Below are 15,457 nucleotides of genomic sequence, written 5' to 3'. Positions count from 1 at the left end.
GAGAAACAAGTCAACTACCAAACTTTGATGTATCACTTTTACCAAACTTTTTGAGGAGTCCTATATAATAAATGCTATGAAAAATGGTAAAAGGCAGCTTGCTTTTTACCATTCCTTTTACTCACACCCAACATACATGTGTGTACGATAAAAAATAAGAGGTGTTCCATAGTGAGAGTAGCAAAACAGGATTTAAAAGAACTAATTAAAAAGAAATTAAACAAGGCTGGTCTGTCCGAAGAGCATGCTAGTATTTGTTGCCAATGTACTAGTCTTTGCCGATGCCAGAGGACTTCATTCCCATGGAGCAATGCGAGCTGAATATTACGCCGAAAGAATTGCTAAGGAAGGAATTAACCATCATCCAGATTTTCATTTTGAGAGAACGGGAGCAAGCTCCGGTATTTTCCACGCTGATAATGGGGCTGGCCATGTTGCTGCACAGTTTGCGATGGATGAAGCGATTAAAATGGCCAAGGAAAATGGCGTTGCTGTTGTAGGCGTAAAAAAAATGGGTCATAGTGGAGCACTTTCCTATTACACGGAACGCGCTGCAAAACATGATCTTATCGGATTTTCCGTCTGTCTGTCAGATCCAATGGTCGTTCCATTTGGCGGGGCTGAACCCTACTACGGTACGAACCCGATTGCATTTGCAGTACCTGGTAACGAAGGAAAATTAATTAGCTTTGACATGGCAACAACCGTTCAAGCATGGGGGAAGATTCTCCACGCACGATCAAAAAATCAATTGATTCCAGACACTTGGGCTGTGGATGAAAATGGTGAACCGACAACTGATCCATTTAAAGTACAAGCATTATTGCCTATCTCCGGTCCAAAAGGATATGGACTTGGGATGATGGTTGACGTATTATCGGGCATACTTTTAGGACTGCCTTTTGGCAATAAAGTGTCGTCTATGTATCACGATTTAAGTGAAGGACGGAATTTAGGCCAATTACATCTTGTAATCAATCCAGAACTATTTACAACAATTAACAAATTTAAAGATGACATTGCTACTACGATGCGTGATTTGAATGCAATTAAACCAGCACCAGGATTTAATCAAGTTTATTATCCAGGCCAAAACCTGGAAGTAATTCAAAAGGAATACGAAGAAAAAGGAATCGAAATCGTGGACGATATTTATGCGTATTTAGTTTCTGATGTTATTCATAACAATTCCTATGACCATAAAGACCCGTTTGTTGAATAGATCATGCAGACAAAAAATATTTTTTGAAGAGGTGAATTTGTTTGAGAGTAGCGAAAGATGAATTAAAAGATTTAATGAAAAAGAAACTCCATAAAGCAGGTTTGACCGAAGAACATGCGGATGGTGTTGCGGATGTTCTCGTCCATGCGGATGCACGAGGAATTCATTCTCATGGAGCAATGCGTGTAGAATACTATGCAGAGCGAATTGCGAAGGGTGGTATTAATACAAATCCAAATTTTCAATTCAAAAAAACAGGTCTGAGCACTGCCGTTTTTGACGGGGATAATGGGGTAGGACATTTTGCAGCAAAAAAGGCTATGGATGAAGCAATCAAAATGTCCAAGGAAAATGGAATTGCCGTTGTTGGTGTAAAACGAATCAGTCATAGTGGCTCGCTTTCATATTTCGTACAACAGGCTGCAAGAGAAGACCTGATTGGGCTATCTGTTTGCCAGTCAGATCCGATGGTCGTTCCATTCGGTGGGGCTGAACCCTATTACGGAACAAATCCGATTGCTTTCGCCGCACCAGGAAATAATGGTGAAATGATTACCTTTGATATGGCGACAACCGTACAGGCATGGGGGAAAATACTGCACGCACGTTCTAAAAATGAATCTATACCGAACGATTGGGCAGTCGATAAAAATGGCGAGCCAACGACAAATCCATTCGATGTCAACGCATTATTGCCGATAGCAGGTCCAAAAGGATACGGACTAATGATGATGGTCGATGTATTATCCGGAATTCTCCTTGGGTTGCCTTTTGGAAATAAGGTATCTTCTATGTATCATGACTTGACGGAAGGAAGAAATCTCGGACAACTTCACATCGTTATTAATCCCGAATACTTTACGAGCATAAATGAATTCAAACAAAACATATCGAAAACAATGGCTGATTTAAATAATATTAAACCAGCTCCAGGATTTGATCATGTTTCCTATCCAGGGCAAAGAAGCGCTGAAAGAGAACAGAAATATAGTGAAGAAGGCATTGCGATTGTCGATGATATTTATGAATATTTAATTTCGGATACGATCCATAACGATCAATATGATAACAAGGATCCGTTTGCAAAGTAAATAAGTGAGAGCCACAAAAGTATAAATTGCATGTGGCTCTTTTTTGCGAGCGCGTTACCTCAATAGATACTTTTCGAATTTTGTTGAATGTCGCTATGTAGTTATTTGATTGTACTGTTTAAACATAAAATATAAAAATACAGTGGTTATTTGTTTATTTTAAACATTTATATGTTCATGTAGTTCAAAAACTGCTACATCCTTATGCAGAATATACAACCTTTGTTAGTTATTTTGTCCAATGGATATAAAGACCTGTCCTGCAATGTATTATATAATCTTTTAGGAGGGCGCAAGCTAGTCTGGCGATTTCTAAATGATTTGAAACCGATTACGATATGCTAAATGGAGCTACCATTCGCTATAGGATAATCGTTAAATAAATCAAAGTAATTTCGGCGTGCTTAATAGAATAAGAGGGGTAAAGAATAAAATGGCTAAAAATTCAGAAAACACGGTCAAAATAGATAATGATATAGAGCCACAGCATTTGAAGGAAGTAGAAGGGTCTCTTAAACCGAATACAGAAAAAGATCGAACGGTTGGCAAAATCCCTTATATGTTTATGTGGGTTGGGGATGGTGTCAATATGGGTAATATGACACTAGGCGCGAGTGTAGTTGTAGCGGGAGTTGCCACATTAAACATCTTTCAGACATTACTCGCGGCGTTCATAGCCATCCTGATTATTTCCAGCATATTTGCTTTAAATGATCGAATCAGATATAAAGAAGGGGTTCCATATGTTATTCAATTAAGAATGTCTTTTGGTATTAAAGGAACAATCATATCATCGCTTTTGCGAGGGATACCTGCCGTTATTTGGTACGGTGTTCAAAGCTGGATTGGTGGTACAGCACTGAATGAAATTATGAAAATAGCGACAAATGAATCCTTCAATAATGTCACTATTTGTTTTATTGCATTGGTTTTGGTGCAGATTGTACTTTCATGGTATGGTTTTAAAGCTATTAAATGGGTAGAAACGCTGGCATCAATTGTTATTATGGTAGCAATGATTTATGTATTTATTATTCTTGTTACATCTCATGGTAATGAACTGATGGAAAATTGGGTTCAGATTGATGGATCATGGGGATTGCCGTTTTTTGGATATATTATGGTGTTTCTTGGGAATTACGCAGCTATCTTTTTGAATGCATCAGACTATTCCAGAGAACTTGAGCCGGGTATTAGTGATGGGAAACGCGGAATGATGTATTTTTCACCAATTGTCATATCGTATGGCTTCATACTTATTGTTGGTGCGATGATGGCCAGTGTTACCGGTGTGACGAACCCACCAACCGCGCTTGCCATCGTAATTGATAACCAATATGTTACATTCGGCGTCTCAGCGTTTATTGTAATAGCTACGATAGCTACCAACATGGTTGCAAATATTATCCCGCCAACTTATATTATCACCTTGATTACAAAGGCGAAATATAAAGTTGCCGTCACCATTACAGGACTGCTGGCGATGGGAGCTTTTCCCTGGTTACTTGTTCAGGAAAGCAATTCAAAAGGTCTCGACATGTTCATTAAGATCTACTCTGCATTTTTAGGGCCGATTGTTGCGATCCTGCTAATTGAGTATTACATTTTACGTAAACAAAAGGTGCATGTGGAGAATCTGTATAAAGAAGATGGACCTTTTGCCGGGTATAACCCTGCCGCGATGATCGCCATGCTTGTTGGTGCAGCTGTTGCCTTTACTAATGTCGATCTAGCCTGGATTATTGGCTTCGTAGTAGCAAGTATCGTCTTTATACTTTTATCAAAATTTGCCTTTAAAGATTCAAAGTTTAAAAAAGATACCATATTTGAGAACTAACGGAATAGCCGTGGAATGGTCAAAACTGATTTGGTGTTACGACTCTATATATAGTCTTTGAACCATTTCAAATCAACAAGACCGTTCACTTGAATCAAAATCCCGAATCTTTTGATGAGTCGGGATTTCATTATTTCATGATTTGCCGGTTTAGTTCGGCTTGTATTATTGCCCTGGAAATATTACCAGCAGGTGATTAATACGCATTTACGATGAAAGGGGTATGTGTAAGATGAACTATGATTTACTAATTAAAGGTGGGTACGTTGTTTTGCATAACGGTGTATATCAAGTAGATATCGGTATAAAAAATGGTAAAATCGCATGCATTGCTGAGCGTATTGAAGATAGCGCAAAAGAAATCGTTAACGCCAGCGGACAGTATGTAATGCCAGGTATGATTGATACACATGTTCATATCTCAGAACCAGGCCGTACCGAGTGGGAAGGCTTTGAAACGGGATCAAAGGCGTTGGCAGCAGGCGGTACAACGAGTTATGTCGAAATGCCGCTTAATGCGTTACCGGCAACAACTTCCAAAGAAGCGCTTAATCTGAAACTGGAAGCTGCTAAATACCAAAATTATGTGGATTATGCCTTTTATGGAGGTCTTGTTCCTAATAATTTGGAAAAGCTTAAGGAATTGGATGATGCTGGAGTACTGGCATTTAAATGCTTCATTTCTAACTGTGGCAGTGACGTTCCTGGTGATTTCACCAACGTGGATGATTACACCTTATACAAAGGAATGCAAAAATTAGCAGAGCTCGATCAATTACTTTGCATTCATGCCGAAAACCCGGTCATCACGGATAAATTAGCTGAGGAAATGGTTAAAGAGGGCAGAACAACGGCAATGGATTATGTTGATTCCCGTCCGATTTTTACGGAAGTGGAGGCTGTCGGGCGTGCATTGTTATTTGCAAAAGAGACCGGCTGTAAATTGCATTTGGTGCATATTAGTACATCGGAAGCAGTTCAGGCGATCTTACAGGCTCGCAAAGAAGGGGTAGACGTAACGGTTGAATCATGTACACACTATTTTGCCTTGACTGCTGAAGATGTAGCAGAAATTGGTCCAAGAGCAAAATGCCAGCCACCACTAAGAAAAGCGAAGGACCAGGCAAAACTGTGGGATGAGTTGATGGATGGCAATATTGACTGGCTAACATCTGATCATTCTCCATGCACGGAGGATTTAAAAGAAGGGAATATTTTTGAAGCGTGGGGCGGTATCAGCGGTGCGCAAAACAATGTCGATATTATGTTTGACCTGGCAGTAAAACAGCGTAGCTTACCGATTGAAAGGTTTGTTGAATTGATTGCAACTACTCCAGCGAAGCGGTTTAATCTACCACGAAAAGGTGAAATTTCCGTTTCTAAAGACGCTGACATCATATTGGTAGACCCGAACCGTTCTTATATAGTGAATCGGGAAGATTTATATTATAAAAATCAACACAGTGCATATGAAGGCATGAAAATTGATTGCCGTGTTACAAAAACGATTCTCCGTGGAAATATTGTTTATGATTTAGATAAAGGCATTGTCGGTGATCCTAAAGGGCAGCTTATTACAAAAAAATAAACATAATTCAGCAATAACCAGAAAATCAATATGTTTGGAGGGATAAGCAGATGTCTGCGTATGATTTAATTATTAAAAATGGAACGGTCGTAACAGCGGATTCGCTGGTTCAAGGTGATATCGCAATCAAAAACGGTAAAATTAAACAATTGTCGACCGAAAAGCCTCTCGATAGTAATGCAGATAGGGTGATTAATGCAAAAGGGCTGCATGTCCTGCCAGGGTTAATTGATTCACATGTCCACTTTAACGAACCAGGGAGAACGGAATGGGAAGGCCTGGAAACAGGTAGTAAAAGCCTGGCAGCCGGTGGAGCAACAACATTTTTTGACATGCCGTTAAATAGCACTCCTCCGGTTATTGACAAACCAAATTTGGATATAAAAAAGGCTTGTGCCAACGATAAGTCAGTTGTTAATGCGAGATTCTGGGGTGGGCTTGTACCGGGTAATATTCAAAAACTTAAGGAACTGCATGAAGGTGGCGTTATCGGTTTTAAAGCCTTCATGTCTCCAAGTGGCATTAAAGACTTTAATAATGCTGATGACGTAACGCTGTTTAAAGGAATGAAAGAGGTTGCTTCCTTAGGCTCAATACTTGCTGTCCATGCTGAAAGTACAGTGATTTGTGAACAACTGGCAGAAGAAAAACAACGCCAGGGGAAAACTTCCGCACGAGATTTTGTTGAATCGCGGCCAATTATTTCAGAAATTGAAGCAGTTCAGAGGGTTATTTCCTATGCTGAAGCAACAGGATGCAAACTGCACATTGTCCATGCCAGCAGTCGCAAAGTAGTAGAAGTTATCCGCGAAGCACAACAAAGAGGTGTAGATGTAACAGTTGAGACATGTCCGCATTACTTAGCTTTGACGGTCAACGATTTGGAAGAAAAAGGCGGAATAGCAAAATGTATGCCACCACTTAGGGATGAAGAGGAAGTGGAAGATTTATGGGCTGCCGTGGCAAATGGCGAAATTAATGTTATCGGGTCAGACCATTCTCCTGCGCCGGCAGATATGAAAGTAATTACCGACAATTACTTCGAGGGCTGGGGCGGTATTTCGGGTGCCCAATCAACCTTGAATATCCTTTTGACAGAGGGACACTTCAAACGAGGCCTTACATTGGAAAAAATTGTTGAATTAACTGCTGTAAATCCGGCAAAACGCTTTGGACTTACAACGAAAGGAGTTATTGCTGCAGGTTTTGATGCTGACATTACATTGGTTGACTTAACTAAGAGCTTTGAATTAAAGAACGAAGACTTATTCTATCGTCATCAACATTCCCCTTATATTGGCAAAACTTATCAAGGGAAAGTAACAACAACAATCGTTAATGGTGAAGTAGTTTTCGAAAATGATCGCGTTAACGCTGATAAATAGCGATAGATAAACGTTAAATACATGTGATAGTGCGTGTGCAAAGAGTTACCGCTTATCGTTTGGCGGCCTTTTGAACATCCTCTAATAGAATATAAGGTCATAAGGTGACTTTATAAGTACAAAGAAGACGATCCACCGTCCTTTATAACAAAAACCTATACTGTGGTTATGGGGGATGAGGGATCTTTTCTATTAAGAGCTATTTTAATTTTCAAAGGAGAATGCATAATGACTAGAAAGGAATATGAAGCAAAAAGCATGGTGGTATCTGGACCATACGCACATGCTGTTGATGCAGGTGAGTTTGTATATTTTTCAGGACAGACGGCGAAGAACAGCCTGACTGCAGAAGATATGACAGGTGACATTGCCGCGCAAACAAAGCAATGCTTTATTAATTTGTTTAAAGTTTTGGAAGCAGCGAACCTTACCCAAGATGATGTTGTAAAAGTAAATGTATACCTGACAACGATGAAGAACTTTACTGCAATGAATGAAGTATATGAAACTCAATTTAGCAAACCTTACCCGGCAAGAACATGCGTAGCTGTTGCGGAGCTGCCACTTGGCGCGGAGGTGGAAATTGAAATGATCGCTAGAAAACAAGGCTAATAGCAACAAGTTCTTAGATAGAAGAAGACGGATCAAGACAATAGAGGCATTTGGTGATGCTTCTTGGGGGATACGGATAGTATGTTAACCATTACAGAAATCTATTTTAAAGCAGCAAAAACCATTTAGCCAGGTACATTAACTTGCTAAATGGTTTTTGACATTCTATTCCCGCTGCGAGAGAATGCGATGTTTTTTCAATATTTCTTATTTTTTTCGTTTACAATCAAATACATATCAAAAATGGATTCGCTTTTTCTTCCCATTGTTCTTTGTGTTTGCATTAATATCACTGGTTTCCCTTATCATTGCTCAAATTATTCAATGGAGTTAATATATGTTTTCTAAGGCAAAATTAAAACTGCCCGCTAGTGGGCAGTTTTAATGAAATGGTTAGAGTTAATTTGCTGTCCGTACTTGCTCATCTTCCTCCAGAATTGAACCGATGACTAAAGCAACACGAACTTTTAATGAATCAGCGGGATCACGGAAGGAACAGTTCAATAATTCTTCCGTTTTCTTAACCCGGTATTTAACCGTATTCCGATGGATATATAGCATCCTTGACGTATCGGAAATTTCACATTGGCTGTTCAAATAGACTTCGATTGTTTTGACTAGCTCAACATCCTCTTTGGCCTTCGGATATGCAAGTGATTTTAGCGTATTTTCATATAGTGCTTTTAGATCTTTTCTAGGTAGCGTGTTTAGCAATTCCTTAATTTCTCTTGCTTTATAAAAATTAATGAATCCCGTCATTTTTAGGTCGTATCCATTCATTATTGCTTCGACTGCTTCCTTGTATGCAGTGGAGACATCTGTTACGGACTGGATTGGATTGCTGATCCCAAACGATACGGAATAATCTCCCTCTATATTTCTTTGGGCACGTTCGATAAATTTGGTAACGTTATCTATTTCCGCTTCCGTGTAATTAGGAAATTGCAGAATCATAACAAAATATTTTTCTTTCGTAAACAATGTTGCTTCCATGTTTCCATTAATTATTTCATCTTCGAGTTGATCATAAATATTATGATGCAATTCCCCAATCTTTTTTTCGTACAATTGCAATGTTTCATAGCTATCACCTGCTGCATCAATTGCACAAACAATACAGATACTTTCCATGTCAGCTTTTAGTCCGTAATAATTTGCTCTGCTTAAAATCTCTTCTTCAGCGTGTATCCTCATTTCAATTAAATCGGCAAAAAAGTTATTTTTTAATAGCCTTGAATTTTCTTCAATGGATTGTTCCTTTATAAGTGTAAATGAAATGACGTTGCCAGCTTGTTCAATTGCCATTTGCGAAGAAGGATACGGCAGTGTTAATGCGTCCATAATCACCAGCATACTTGGATATTGCCGTTTTGTTTTTACCGGAAAGGTTGTAATGGATTGACTATCCCGTGATGGAATAGCAAACGTACCTCCTTCCCTGGCGGTATCTAAATCGTCTTTTATCTTTTTAATAATCTCCGGCTCCGCCAGTTTCATCGAATCCATACGGAAATCGTGACTTTGGGCGATTTTTTCACCCCGGTGATTTAATAATAATGTCGGACGTTGTAAAAAGTGGCCTAGTTGTTCTACAAGTGAATTCAGACTATGTCCTTTGATCATCATATCGGAAAACTCTTTTTGCACATGAAGGGCATAATATAGCTGTTCTGCTTCATGATCATTCAAATAATTAAGGATGTGACGGGATAAATTGCCCAATGTTTGATTTGTAGGCAAATCGATAATTGGAAATGCCAAATCATCTGCAAGTAGTTTGACCTTTTCAGGTAATTGTTTTAGGAAACGGTTAATTTTGATAATCATCCCGGCACAATTTAAGGTGTGCATTTCCCTGATTACTTCACACATTTCTTGCGGATCATCTTGAAATGCATAGCCTGTTGTAAGCAGTAAATGATTTTTATCCAAAAATTGGATGACATCAGGTGTATCAGAAATATTCACAGATTGCACGTTTCGAGTTAGACCTCTATGCCCCGCTAGTACATTACATTCCTTCATGTTTTCTAATATAAACAAATCATTTAGTGTTTTCATCATTTCACACTCTCTTGTAAAAATAGTAAACGGTTGGGGCTCAAATAGCTATTACTAGTATAAGTTAAAAATAAACAAAAATCAAAGTTAATTTTAGTTACTTTAAACAATGACTTATTCTGTTATTCCTTTTAAACTAGAAGGGTTAAAATAAACTTGTGGATTAAAATTTCCGATATAAAAACATGCTAAAATAGTTTACACCGATTTGAAAAGGTTTGTTTGAATACATTCGTGTACGCTGGGGCTTTCCCAGCAAAGGAGTGTGGATGTTGGGCTATTCTTTAAAGGACAGAGGCTTTCACGAAAAAAATAGTGAAATAACGGCGCGCGCTGCAAGTATAGCTGTTGAGCAGATTCTTAACAAATACCACAAAGGAAAAGTTCACAGTGTTTTTAACAATAGCCTTAATTTGCAAATTGGCGAAAGGCTTGTCCATATTGGCCCACTTGATAATGGCCTTGCTCCATTCGGGGTCGGGCTCAGTCAAAACGATGCACAGAAGCTGCTCGGAATTGCCAGGAGAGAGCAGCAAGTAACGTGGAATGCATCTGCAAAATGTTTTGTTTTTACCGGTGGACGAACCGTCTCCCTAAAGCAAGTTAAATGGACGAACCATCTCCTTCAAAAGAGTCGATTTGACGCCGTAATACTAACAAACAATAGAAAGCTTTTAGCGAACAGGATGAACGAAACAAAATGGGAAACAGGCCTGGCTCAAACGGCTGATGATCAAAAGAGGATAATGGACTATTTGTCAGAATCCTCTCAGAAATGGAACCATCCTATAATAAATAAGATGGCTGAACTAATATCACTAACAAGGGATGAAAAGCAGATCATCTCTGAAGCTGTTTTTAATTATTGGATTGGCCGCGGGATTGGGCTAACACCAAGTGGCGACGATGTGCTCACGGGAATGTGTGCGGCGTTGTCGGTTCTTGGTGGTTTAACTACTTGCTTTCAGGAGCAGTTGAAAACCTATTTGTTGGAAAAGGGCTTAAAACGAACAACCCCGATCGGTTATGAGTATTTATACTATGCGGTGGAAAAGCATTATCATACCCATCTGCTGGAGATGTGTATGGCACTAATCAAACGGCAAAAAACGGATCTGCTGACGGCACTAGAGGCAATGAAAAAAATTGGACATACATCTGGCGCGGATACAATGATTGGTGTATTGTTGGGAATAAAGGCCATGAATTCTGAATGAATAACCTCGTATTTGAGAATATCGCCCTGAGCAGTTCTAACATCATGTGAAGCAGTGGAAATATCCTGGCCGGGTTCTGCCGTTGAATAGTTCCACGGATTTTATAGGAAAAGATTGTAGGTGAATGACGTGAAAGGATTACTTAAATCAAGCAATTGGCTATCGGGCTTACAGTGGCTCTTTTTTATTTTTACGAATATCGTAGTCATACCAATAACAGTTGGGGCGGCCTTTGAGCTTCCACAAGGAAAAATTGCCGGATTACTGCAGCTATCGTTTATCATGACAGGAATCGCCTGTATGATTCAAGGTTTATTCGGACATAAAAGGGCCATTATGGAAGGAAATTCAGGTCTTTGGTGGGGAGTTATTTTAACCCTTTGTTCCACTGCAGTTGCCCAGGGCATGCCGTTAACCATATTAGGTGGCAGTTTGACAGTTGGTGTAATCATTTCTGGCGTACTCACTATTATTATTGGCGTAACAGGACTTGGACCCCATCTTGCTAAATTATTTAATCCGGGCGTAATGGGTGTATTTATGTTTCTATTTGGCGTTAAATTAATCGGGATATTTTTAAAAGGAATGCTTGGCATCCCGTTTGGTAATGATGCACAGTCAGCAACCATTGATTTATCCATTTCCCTGCTATCAATTATCATCGCGATTATGGTAATTATTATTAGTATTAAAGCACCGCCAGGCGTTAGACGGTACGGGTTATTAATTGGGATCATTATCGGCTGGATTGCCTTTAATATTACGTTTGGGCAACAGGAAACAGTCGAACAAACAGCATCGTCAGGCATTGAATTATTTCCACTTGGGAAACCGGCGTTTGATATTGGTGTCATTATTACGGCGGTCATTGCTGGTTTATTAAATACTGCGAATACATTTGGTGCGCTAAAAGGAACCGACAGTATGTATGGGGAAGAGACAACAAAAGGGCAATACCGCAGATCGTTCACGATTACTGGTATTTTTACTGGGATTGCCGGCGTGTTTGGTCTTGTTCCATATGCACCATACGTGTCGTCGATTGGTTTTCTTAGCCAGACAGGGATTATTAAACGATTGCCATTTATTCTCGGTGGGTTTATGTTTTTTATAATGGGGGTTATTCCACCGATCGGACACTTTTTTTCTCTGTTACCGTTAAGCATTGGTAGTGCGGTATTATTTGTATCTTATTTACAATTGTTGAATTCATCCTGGTATTTCTTCAAGCAGGTTGAATTTAATACACTCAATGTATACCGTTCTGCCATTCCGCTATTTGTTGGGATCATTATTATGACACTGCCTCTATCCTATTTTGCAACACTCCCGGATTTCATACGTCCGGTAATTAGCAGCGGGTTATTAGTAGGAATTATTTTGGCGCTTGTGCTGGAAAATGTATTTGACTGGGACCAATATGGTGTAAAGAAAGAAAAAGCGGAAAGTCAAGCTTAGAAAAAGGCGACTCTGATGTATAGTAGTCTGCTTGAGAACTACGGTGTGAAAAAAATTTTGTTAATTCACGCAGTACTTTGTTTCTCAACTGGAACTCGTTATCGATGAAACTAACGGGCTCCCTATAAAGTGCAAAATACTTAATTAATATACTGAATAGCATGTGAAATCGAAAAGAATTTCACATGCTATTTTTGTTGATTTATTTATTGGTTGTTGGGTCTTATAGTATAATCATCCCAAACTTGACATTTGAAATCGCAAAATGAAAGCCATTATTCATGTAATCTGACTCGAATTGGTCACTCATACATTGGATGAAGAACTTTTTAGATAAAATCCTGCTAGGTTTGGTCGCTCATCCCTTGTATGAAAGACTATTTTCATGTAATCTGGCTGAGATTGGTCACTCACACCTTGAATGAAAGCCTTTTTTCATATAATCTGTCCAAGTTTGGTCACTCACACTCCTTCTATCTCACAAAACTAGCGGAAGAATTATTTGCAGATTACCTTTCCATATTTAAGCCGAATTTAATGCCGCACTCTATGTGATCTGCAATTTTTTTCTTGCTTGCACCCAAAAAGGGAACCGCTTATGAATGAAACAGGTAGTCGTTTCTCTGCTTTTACGGCTGCTGTATGCTAAAATAGCACTAGAGATTTTTATTAGAGAGGATTTTTTACATGAGTAAAACGGTTGTACTAGCAGAAAAACCGTCTGTAGGGAGAGATATTGCCCGTGTATTGCATTGTACAAAAAAAGGGAATGGCTATCTGGAAGGATCAAACTACATCGTCACATGGGCGCTTGGGCATTTGGTAACCTTGGCCGATCCAGAGGTTTATGATGATAAATATAAAACATGGAAGCTTGATGATCTACCGATGCTTCCTCCGCATTTGAAATTGGTTGTGATGAAAAAAACAGGCAAACAGTTTAGCGCAGTAAAGACACAACTGAACCGCAAAGATGTCGGCGAAGTTGTTATTGCAACGGATGCTGGACGTGAGGGAGAACTCGTTGCCCGCTGGATTATTGAAAAAGCACGTGTCCATAAGCCTGTGAAACGTCTCTGGATTTCATCTGTAACCGATAAAGCGATTCGTGATGGATTTAAACAGTTGAAGCCTGGGAGTAAGTATGAAAATTTGTATGCTTCTGCCGTTGCCCGTTCGGAAGCGGATTGGTATGTTGGCCTGAACGCGACCCGCGCATTGACAACAAAATTTAACGCCCAATTGTCGGGTGGCCGGGTACAGACACCAACACTTGCGATGATTGCAGCAAGGGAAAAGGAAATTCAGTCATTTAAGCCGGAAAAGTTTTACGGAATCGAGGCAAAAACGACAAAAGGCTTTAAACTAACGTGGCGTGATGCAAAAAACAATAGCAGGATTTTTTCCAAAGAGCGAGCAGAAAAATTATTGCAAACGGTAAAAAATAAATCGGCAGCAGTTGTTAGTGTCGATAAAGCTTTTAAAAAGAAATTTGCACCACAGTTATACGATTTAACCGAACTACAGCGCGATGCAAACCGGATTTTTAACTTTTCCGGAAAACAAACACTATCACTAATGCAAAAGCTGTATGAGCAGCATAAAGTACTGACCTATCCACGAACAGATTCGCGGGTGATCACAACCGATATTGTTCCGACATTGAAAGACCGTGTGAAAGCATGTGGTGTCGATCAATATGCACGTATTGCCGGCAAGGTGGTAAAACGGGACTGGAAGCTGCCGAAATCGGTTGTCGATAATGCGAAAGTTTCCGATCACCATGCGATTATTCCAACTGAACAACCGGTAAATTTGGCGGATTTAACAGAGCAGGAACGCAAAATCTATGATCTGGTTGTCAAACGTTTTTTGGCCGTATTGTCCGTACCATACGAATATGAACAAACCACCATTGTAGCGGAGATTGGCAATGAACGCTTTACAGCAAAAGGAAAAATTGTCAAGCAGCAGGGCTGGAAGGAAATTTACGATCGAAATGGTACCGATGAAGAGGATGCAGACGATCAGCGTTTACCAGCAATTGAAAAGGGAAACACGTTTGCGAATTTGCGAGTAATGATGACTAGCGGGGAAACGAAGCCACCGGAACGTTTTACGGAAGGGGCATTACTGCAAGCAATGGAAAACCCGGTTCGCTACATGGCCAAGGATGAAAAACATTTGGCCGGAACGATTAATAAAACCGGCGGACTCGGGACCGTAGCAACCCGTGCAGATATTATTGAAAAGCTGTTCAATAGCCAGTATATGGAAATCAAAGGAAAACATATTTTCATTACGTCAAAGGGACGACAGCTGCTTGACCTGGTTCCGGAAAAATTGCGTTCCCCTGCCTTAACAGCAGAATGGGAACAAAAACTTGGTGCTATTGCTGATGGTAAGCTGAAGAAAGAACGTTTTATCGCGGAAATGAAGGATTATGCCAGCGAGGTTGTTCATGAGATCAAGACGAGCGATACCAAGTTCAAACATGATAATATGACAGGAACGAAATGTCCGAAATGCGGCAAACTAATGCTTGAGGTTAAAAATAAACATGGACGCATGCTTGTCTGTCAGGATCGCTCATGCGGCCATAAGAAAAATATTGCGAAGAATACGAATGCACGCTGCCCAAATTGCCATAAGCGTATGGAACTACGCGGTGAAGGTGAAGGTCAAATGTTCATTTGCAAATGTGGACACAGGGAAAAACTGTCAACATTTAATGAACGGAAACAGCGGGAGAAAAAGAACCACGTATCGAAAAAAGACGTCAACAAGTATTTAAAAAAACAGGATGATGGCTTTAAGAATAATGCTTTAGCCGAGCAGCTGGCCAAGCTGAAGAAATAAGCTTTAAATTGGTTAACCGTTAGAAAACTTGGCATTCGCCAAGCCTTTGGGCGAATGCCTTAGTTGCACTTATGCGGGATAAGAAAGTATATAAATTTAGGCTCTATTCTGCTCTCAGCAGGGTAAG

The 15,457-nt window shown here is 39.7% G+C and carries 9 protein-coding genes and 1 pseudogene; 9 read left to right on the top strand and 1 reads right to left on the bottom strand.

The window, feature by feature from the left end; translation table 11 throughout:
• Nucleotides 1–171 precede the first annotated feature (171 nt).
• The 6 genes and pseudogenes from allD (IEX12_RS06910) to IEX12_RS06885 all read left to right on the top strand — a co-directional run bounded on the left by allD (IEX12_RS06910) (nt 172) and on the right by IEX12_RS06885 (nt 7,735).
• A pseudogene (gene allD, locus IEX12_RS06910) lies at nt 172–1,222 on the top strand (ureidoglycolate dehydrogenase).
• Nucleotides 1,223–1,263: 41 nt separating this feature from the next.
• Nucleotides 1,264–2,313 (top strand): ureidoglycolate dehydrogenase, encoded by a 1,050-nt coding sequence (gene allD, locus IEX12_RS06905; protein ID WP_155555297.1) that lies wholly within the window; start codon nt 1,264–1,266, stop codon nt 2,311–2,313.
• 433 nt (nt 2,314–2,746) lie between these two features.
• The gene (locus IEX12_RS06900; protein WP_188724842.1) at nt 2,747–4,150 is read left to right on the top strand and encodes an NCS1 family transporter; all 1,404 of its coding nucleotides are present in this window, start codon (nt 2,747–2,749) and stop codon (nt 4,148–4,150) included.
• A gap of 232 nt (nt 4,151–4,382) precedes the next feature.
• On the top strand, nt 4,383–5,738 hold the full coding sequence (gene allB / locus IEX12_RS06895; protein ID WP_188724841.1) for an allantoinase AllB: 1,356 nt from the start codon (nt 4,383–4,385) through the stop codon (nt 5,736–5,738).
• Nucleotides 5,739–5,788: 50 nt separating this feature from the next.
• A complete protein-coding gene (locus IEX12_RS06890; RefSeq protein ID WP_188724840.1) occupies nt 5,789–7,123 on the top strand; it encodes an allantoinase in 1,335 nt (444 codons plus the stop codon).
• A 228-nt stretch (nt 7,124–7,351) separates the two neighbouring features.
• Nucleotides 7,352–7,735 carry a RidA family protein gene (locus IEX12_RS06885; RefSeq protein WP_188724839.1) on the top strand — a complete coding sequence of 128 codons (384 nt, stop codon included), beginning with the start codon at nt 7,352–7,354 and terminating at the stop codon, nt 7,733–7,735.
• Between the two features lie 399 nt (nt 7,736–8,134).
• Here the strand turns inward: IEX12_RS06885 and IEX12_RS06880 are convergent, their stop codons facing one another.
• Nucleotides 8,135–9,799, bottom strand: a complete 1,665-nt coding sequence (locus tag IEX12_RS06880; protein ID WP_188724838.1) for a PucR family transcriptional regulator — start codon at nt 9,797–9,799, stop codon at nt 8,135–8,137.
• A gap of 269 nt (nt 9,800–10,068) precedes the next feature.
• Between IEX12_RS06880 and IEX12_RS06875 the strand changes: the two genes are divergently transcribed.
• From IEX12_RS06875 to IEX12_RS06865, 3 genes are all read left to right on the top strand, one after another.
• Nucleotides 10,069–11,013: an oxamate carbamoyltransferase subunit AllH family protein gene (locus IEX12_RS06875; protein WP_188724837.1), complete on the top strand. Its 945-nt coding sequence runs from the start codon at nt 10,069–10,071 to the stop codon at nt 11,011–11,013.
• A 120-nt stretch (nt 11,014–11,133) separates the two neighbouring features.
• Nucleotides 11,134–12,471 (top strand): uracil/xanthine transporter, encoded by a 1,338-nt coding sequence (locus IEX12_RS06870; RefSeq protein ID WP_230856192.1) that lies wholly within the window; start codon nt 11,134–11,136, stop codon nt 12,469–12,471.
• A 687-nt stretch (nt 12,472–13,158) separates the two neighbouring features.
• Nucleotides 13,159–15,330 (top strand): DNA topoisomerase III, encoded by a 2,172-nt coding sequence (locus tag IEX12_RS06865; RefSeq protein ID WP_188724836.1) that lies wholly within the window; start codon nt 13,159–13,161, stop codon nt 15,328–15,330.
• Nucleotides 15,331–15,457: the final 127 nt, after the last annotated feature.

The organism is Lentibacillus populi, from assembly GCA_014642895.1.
GTDB lineage: Bacteria > Bacillota > Bacilli > Bacillales > Amphibacillaceae > Lentibacillus_C > Lentibacillus_C populi.
This window is presented reverse-complemented; position numbering and strand designations above follow the sequence as displayed.

Coding starts and splice junctions, on each gene's coding strand:
- IEX12_RS06900 (WP_188724842.1), top strand. CDS start 2,747: ATGGCTAAAAATTCAGAAAACACGGTCAAAATAGATAATGATATAGAG.
- allB (WP_188724841.1), top strand. CDS start 4,383: ATGAACTATGATTTACTAATTAAAGGTGGGTACGTTGTTTTGCATAAC.
- IEX12_RS06890 (WP_188724840.1), top strand. CDS start 5,789: ATGTCTGCGTATGATTTAATTATTAAAAATGGAACGGTCGTAACAGCG.
- IEX12_RS06885 (WP_188724839.1), top strand. CDS start 7,352: ATGACTAGAAAGGAATATGAAGCAAAAAGCATGGTGGTATCTGGACCA.
- IEX12_RS06880 (WP_188724838.1), bottom strand. CDS start 9,799: ATGATGAAAACACTAAATGATTTGTTTATATTAGAAAACATGAAGGAA.
- IEX12_RS06865 (WP_188724836.1), top strand. CDS start 13,159: ATGAGTAAAACGGTTGTACTAGCAGAAAAACCGTCTGTAGGGAGAGAT.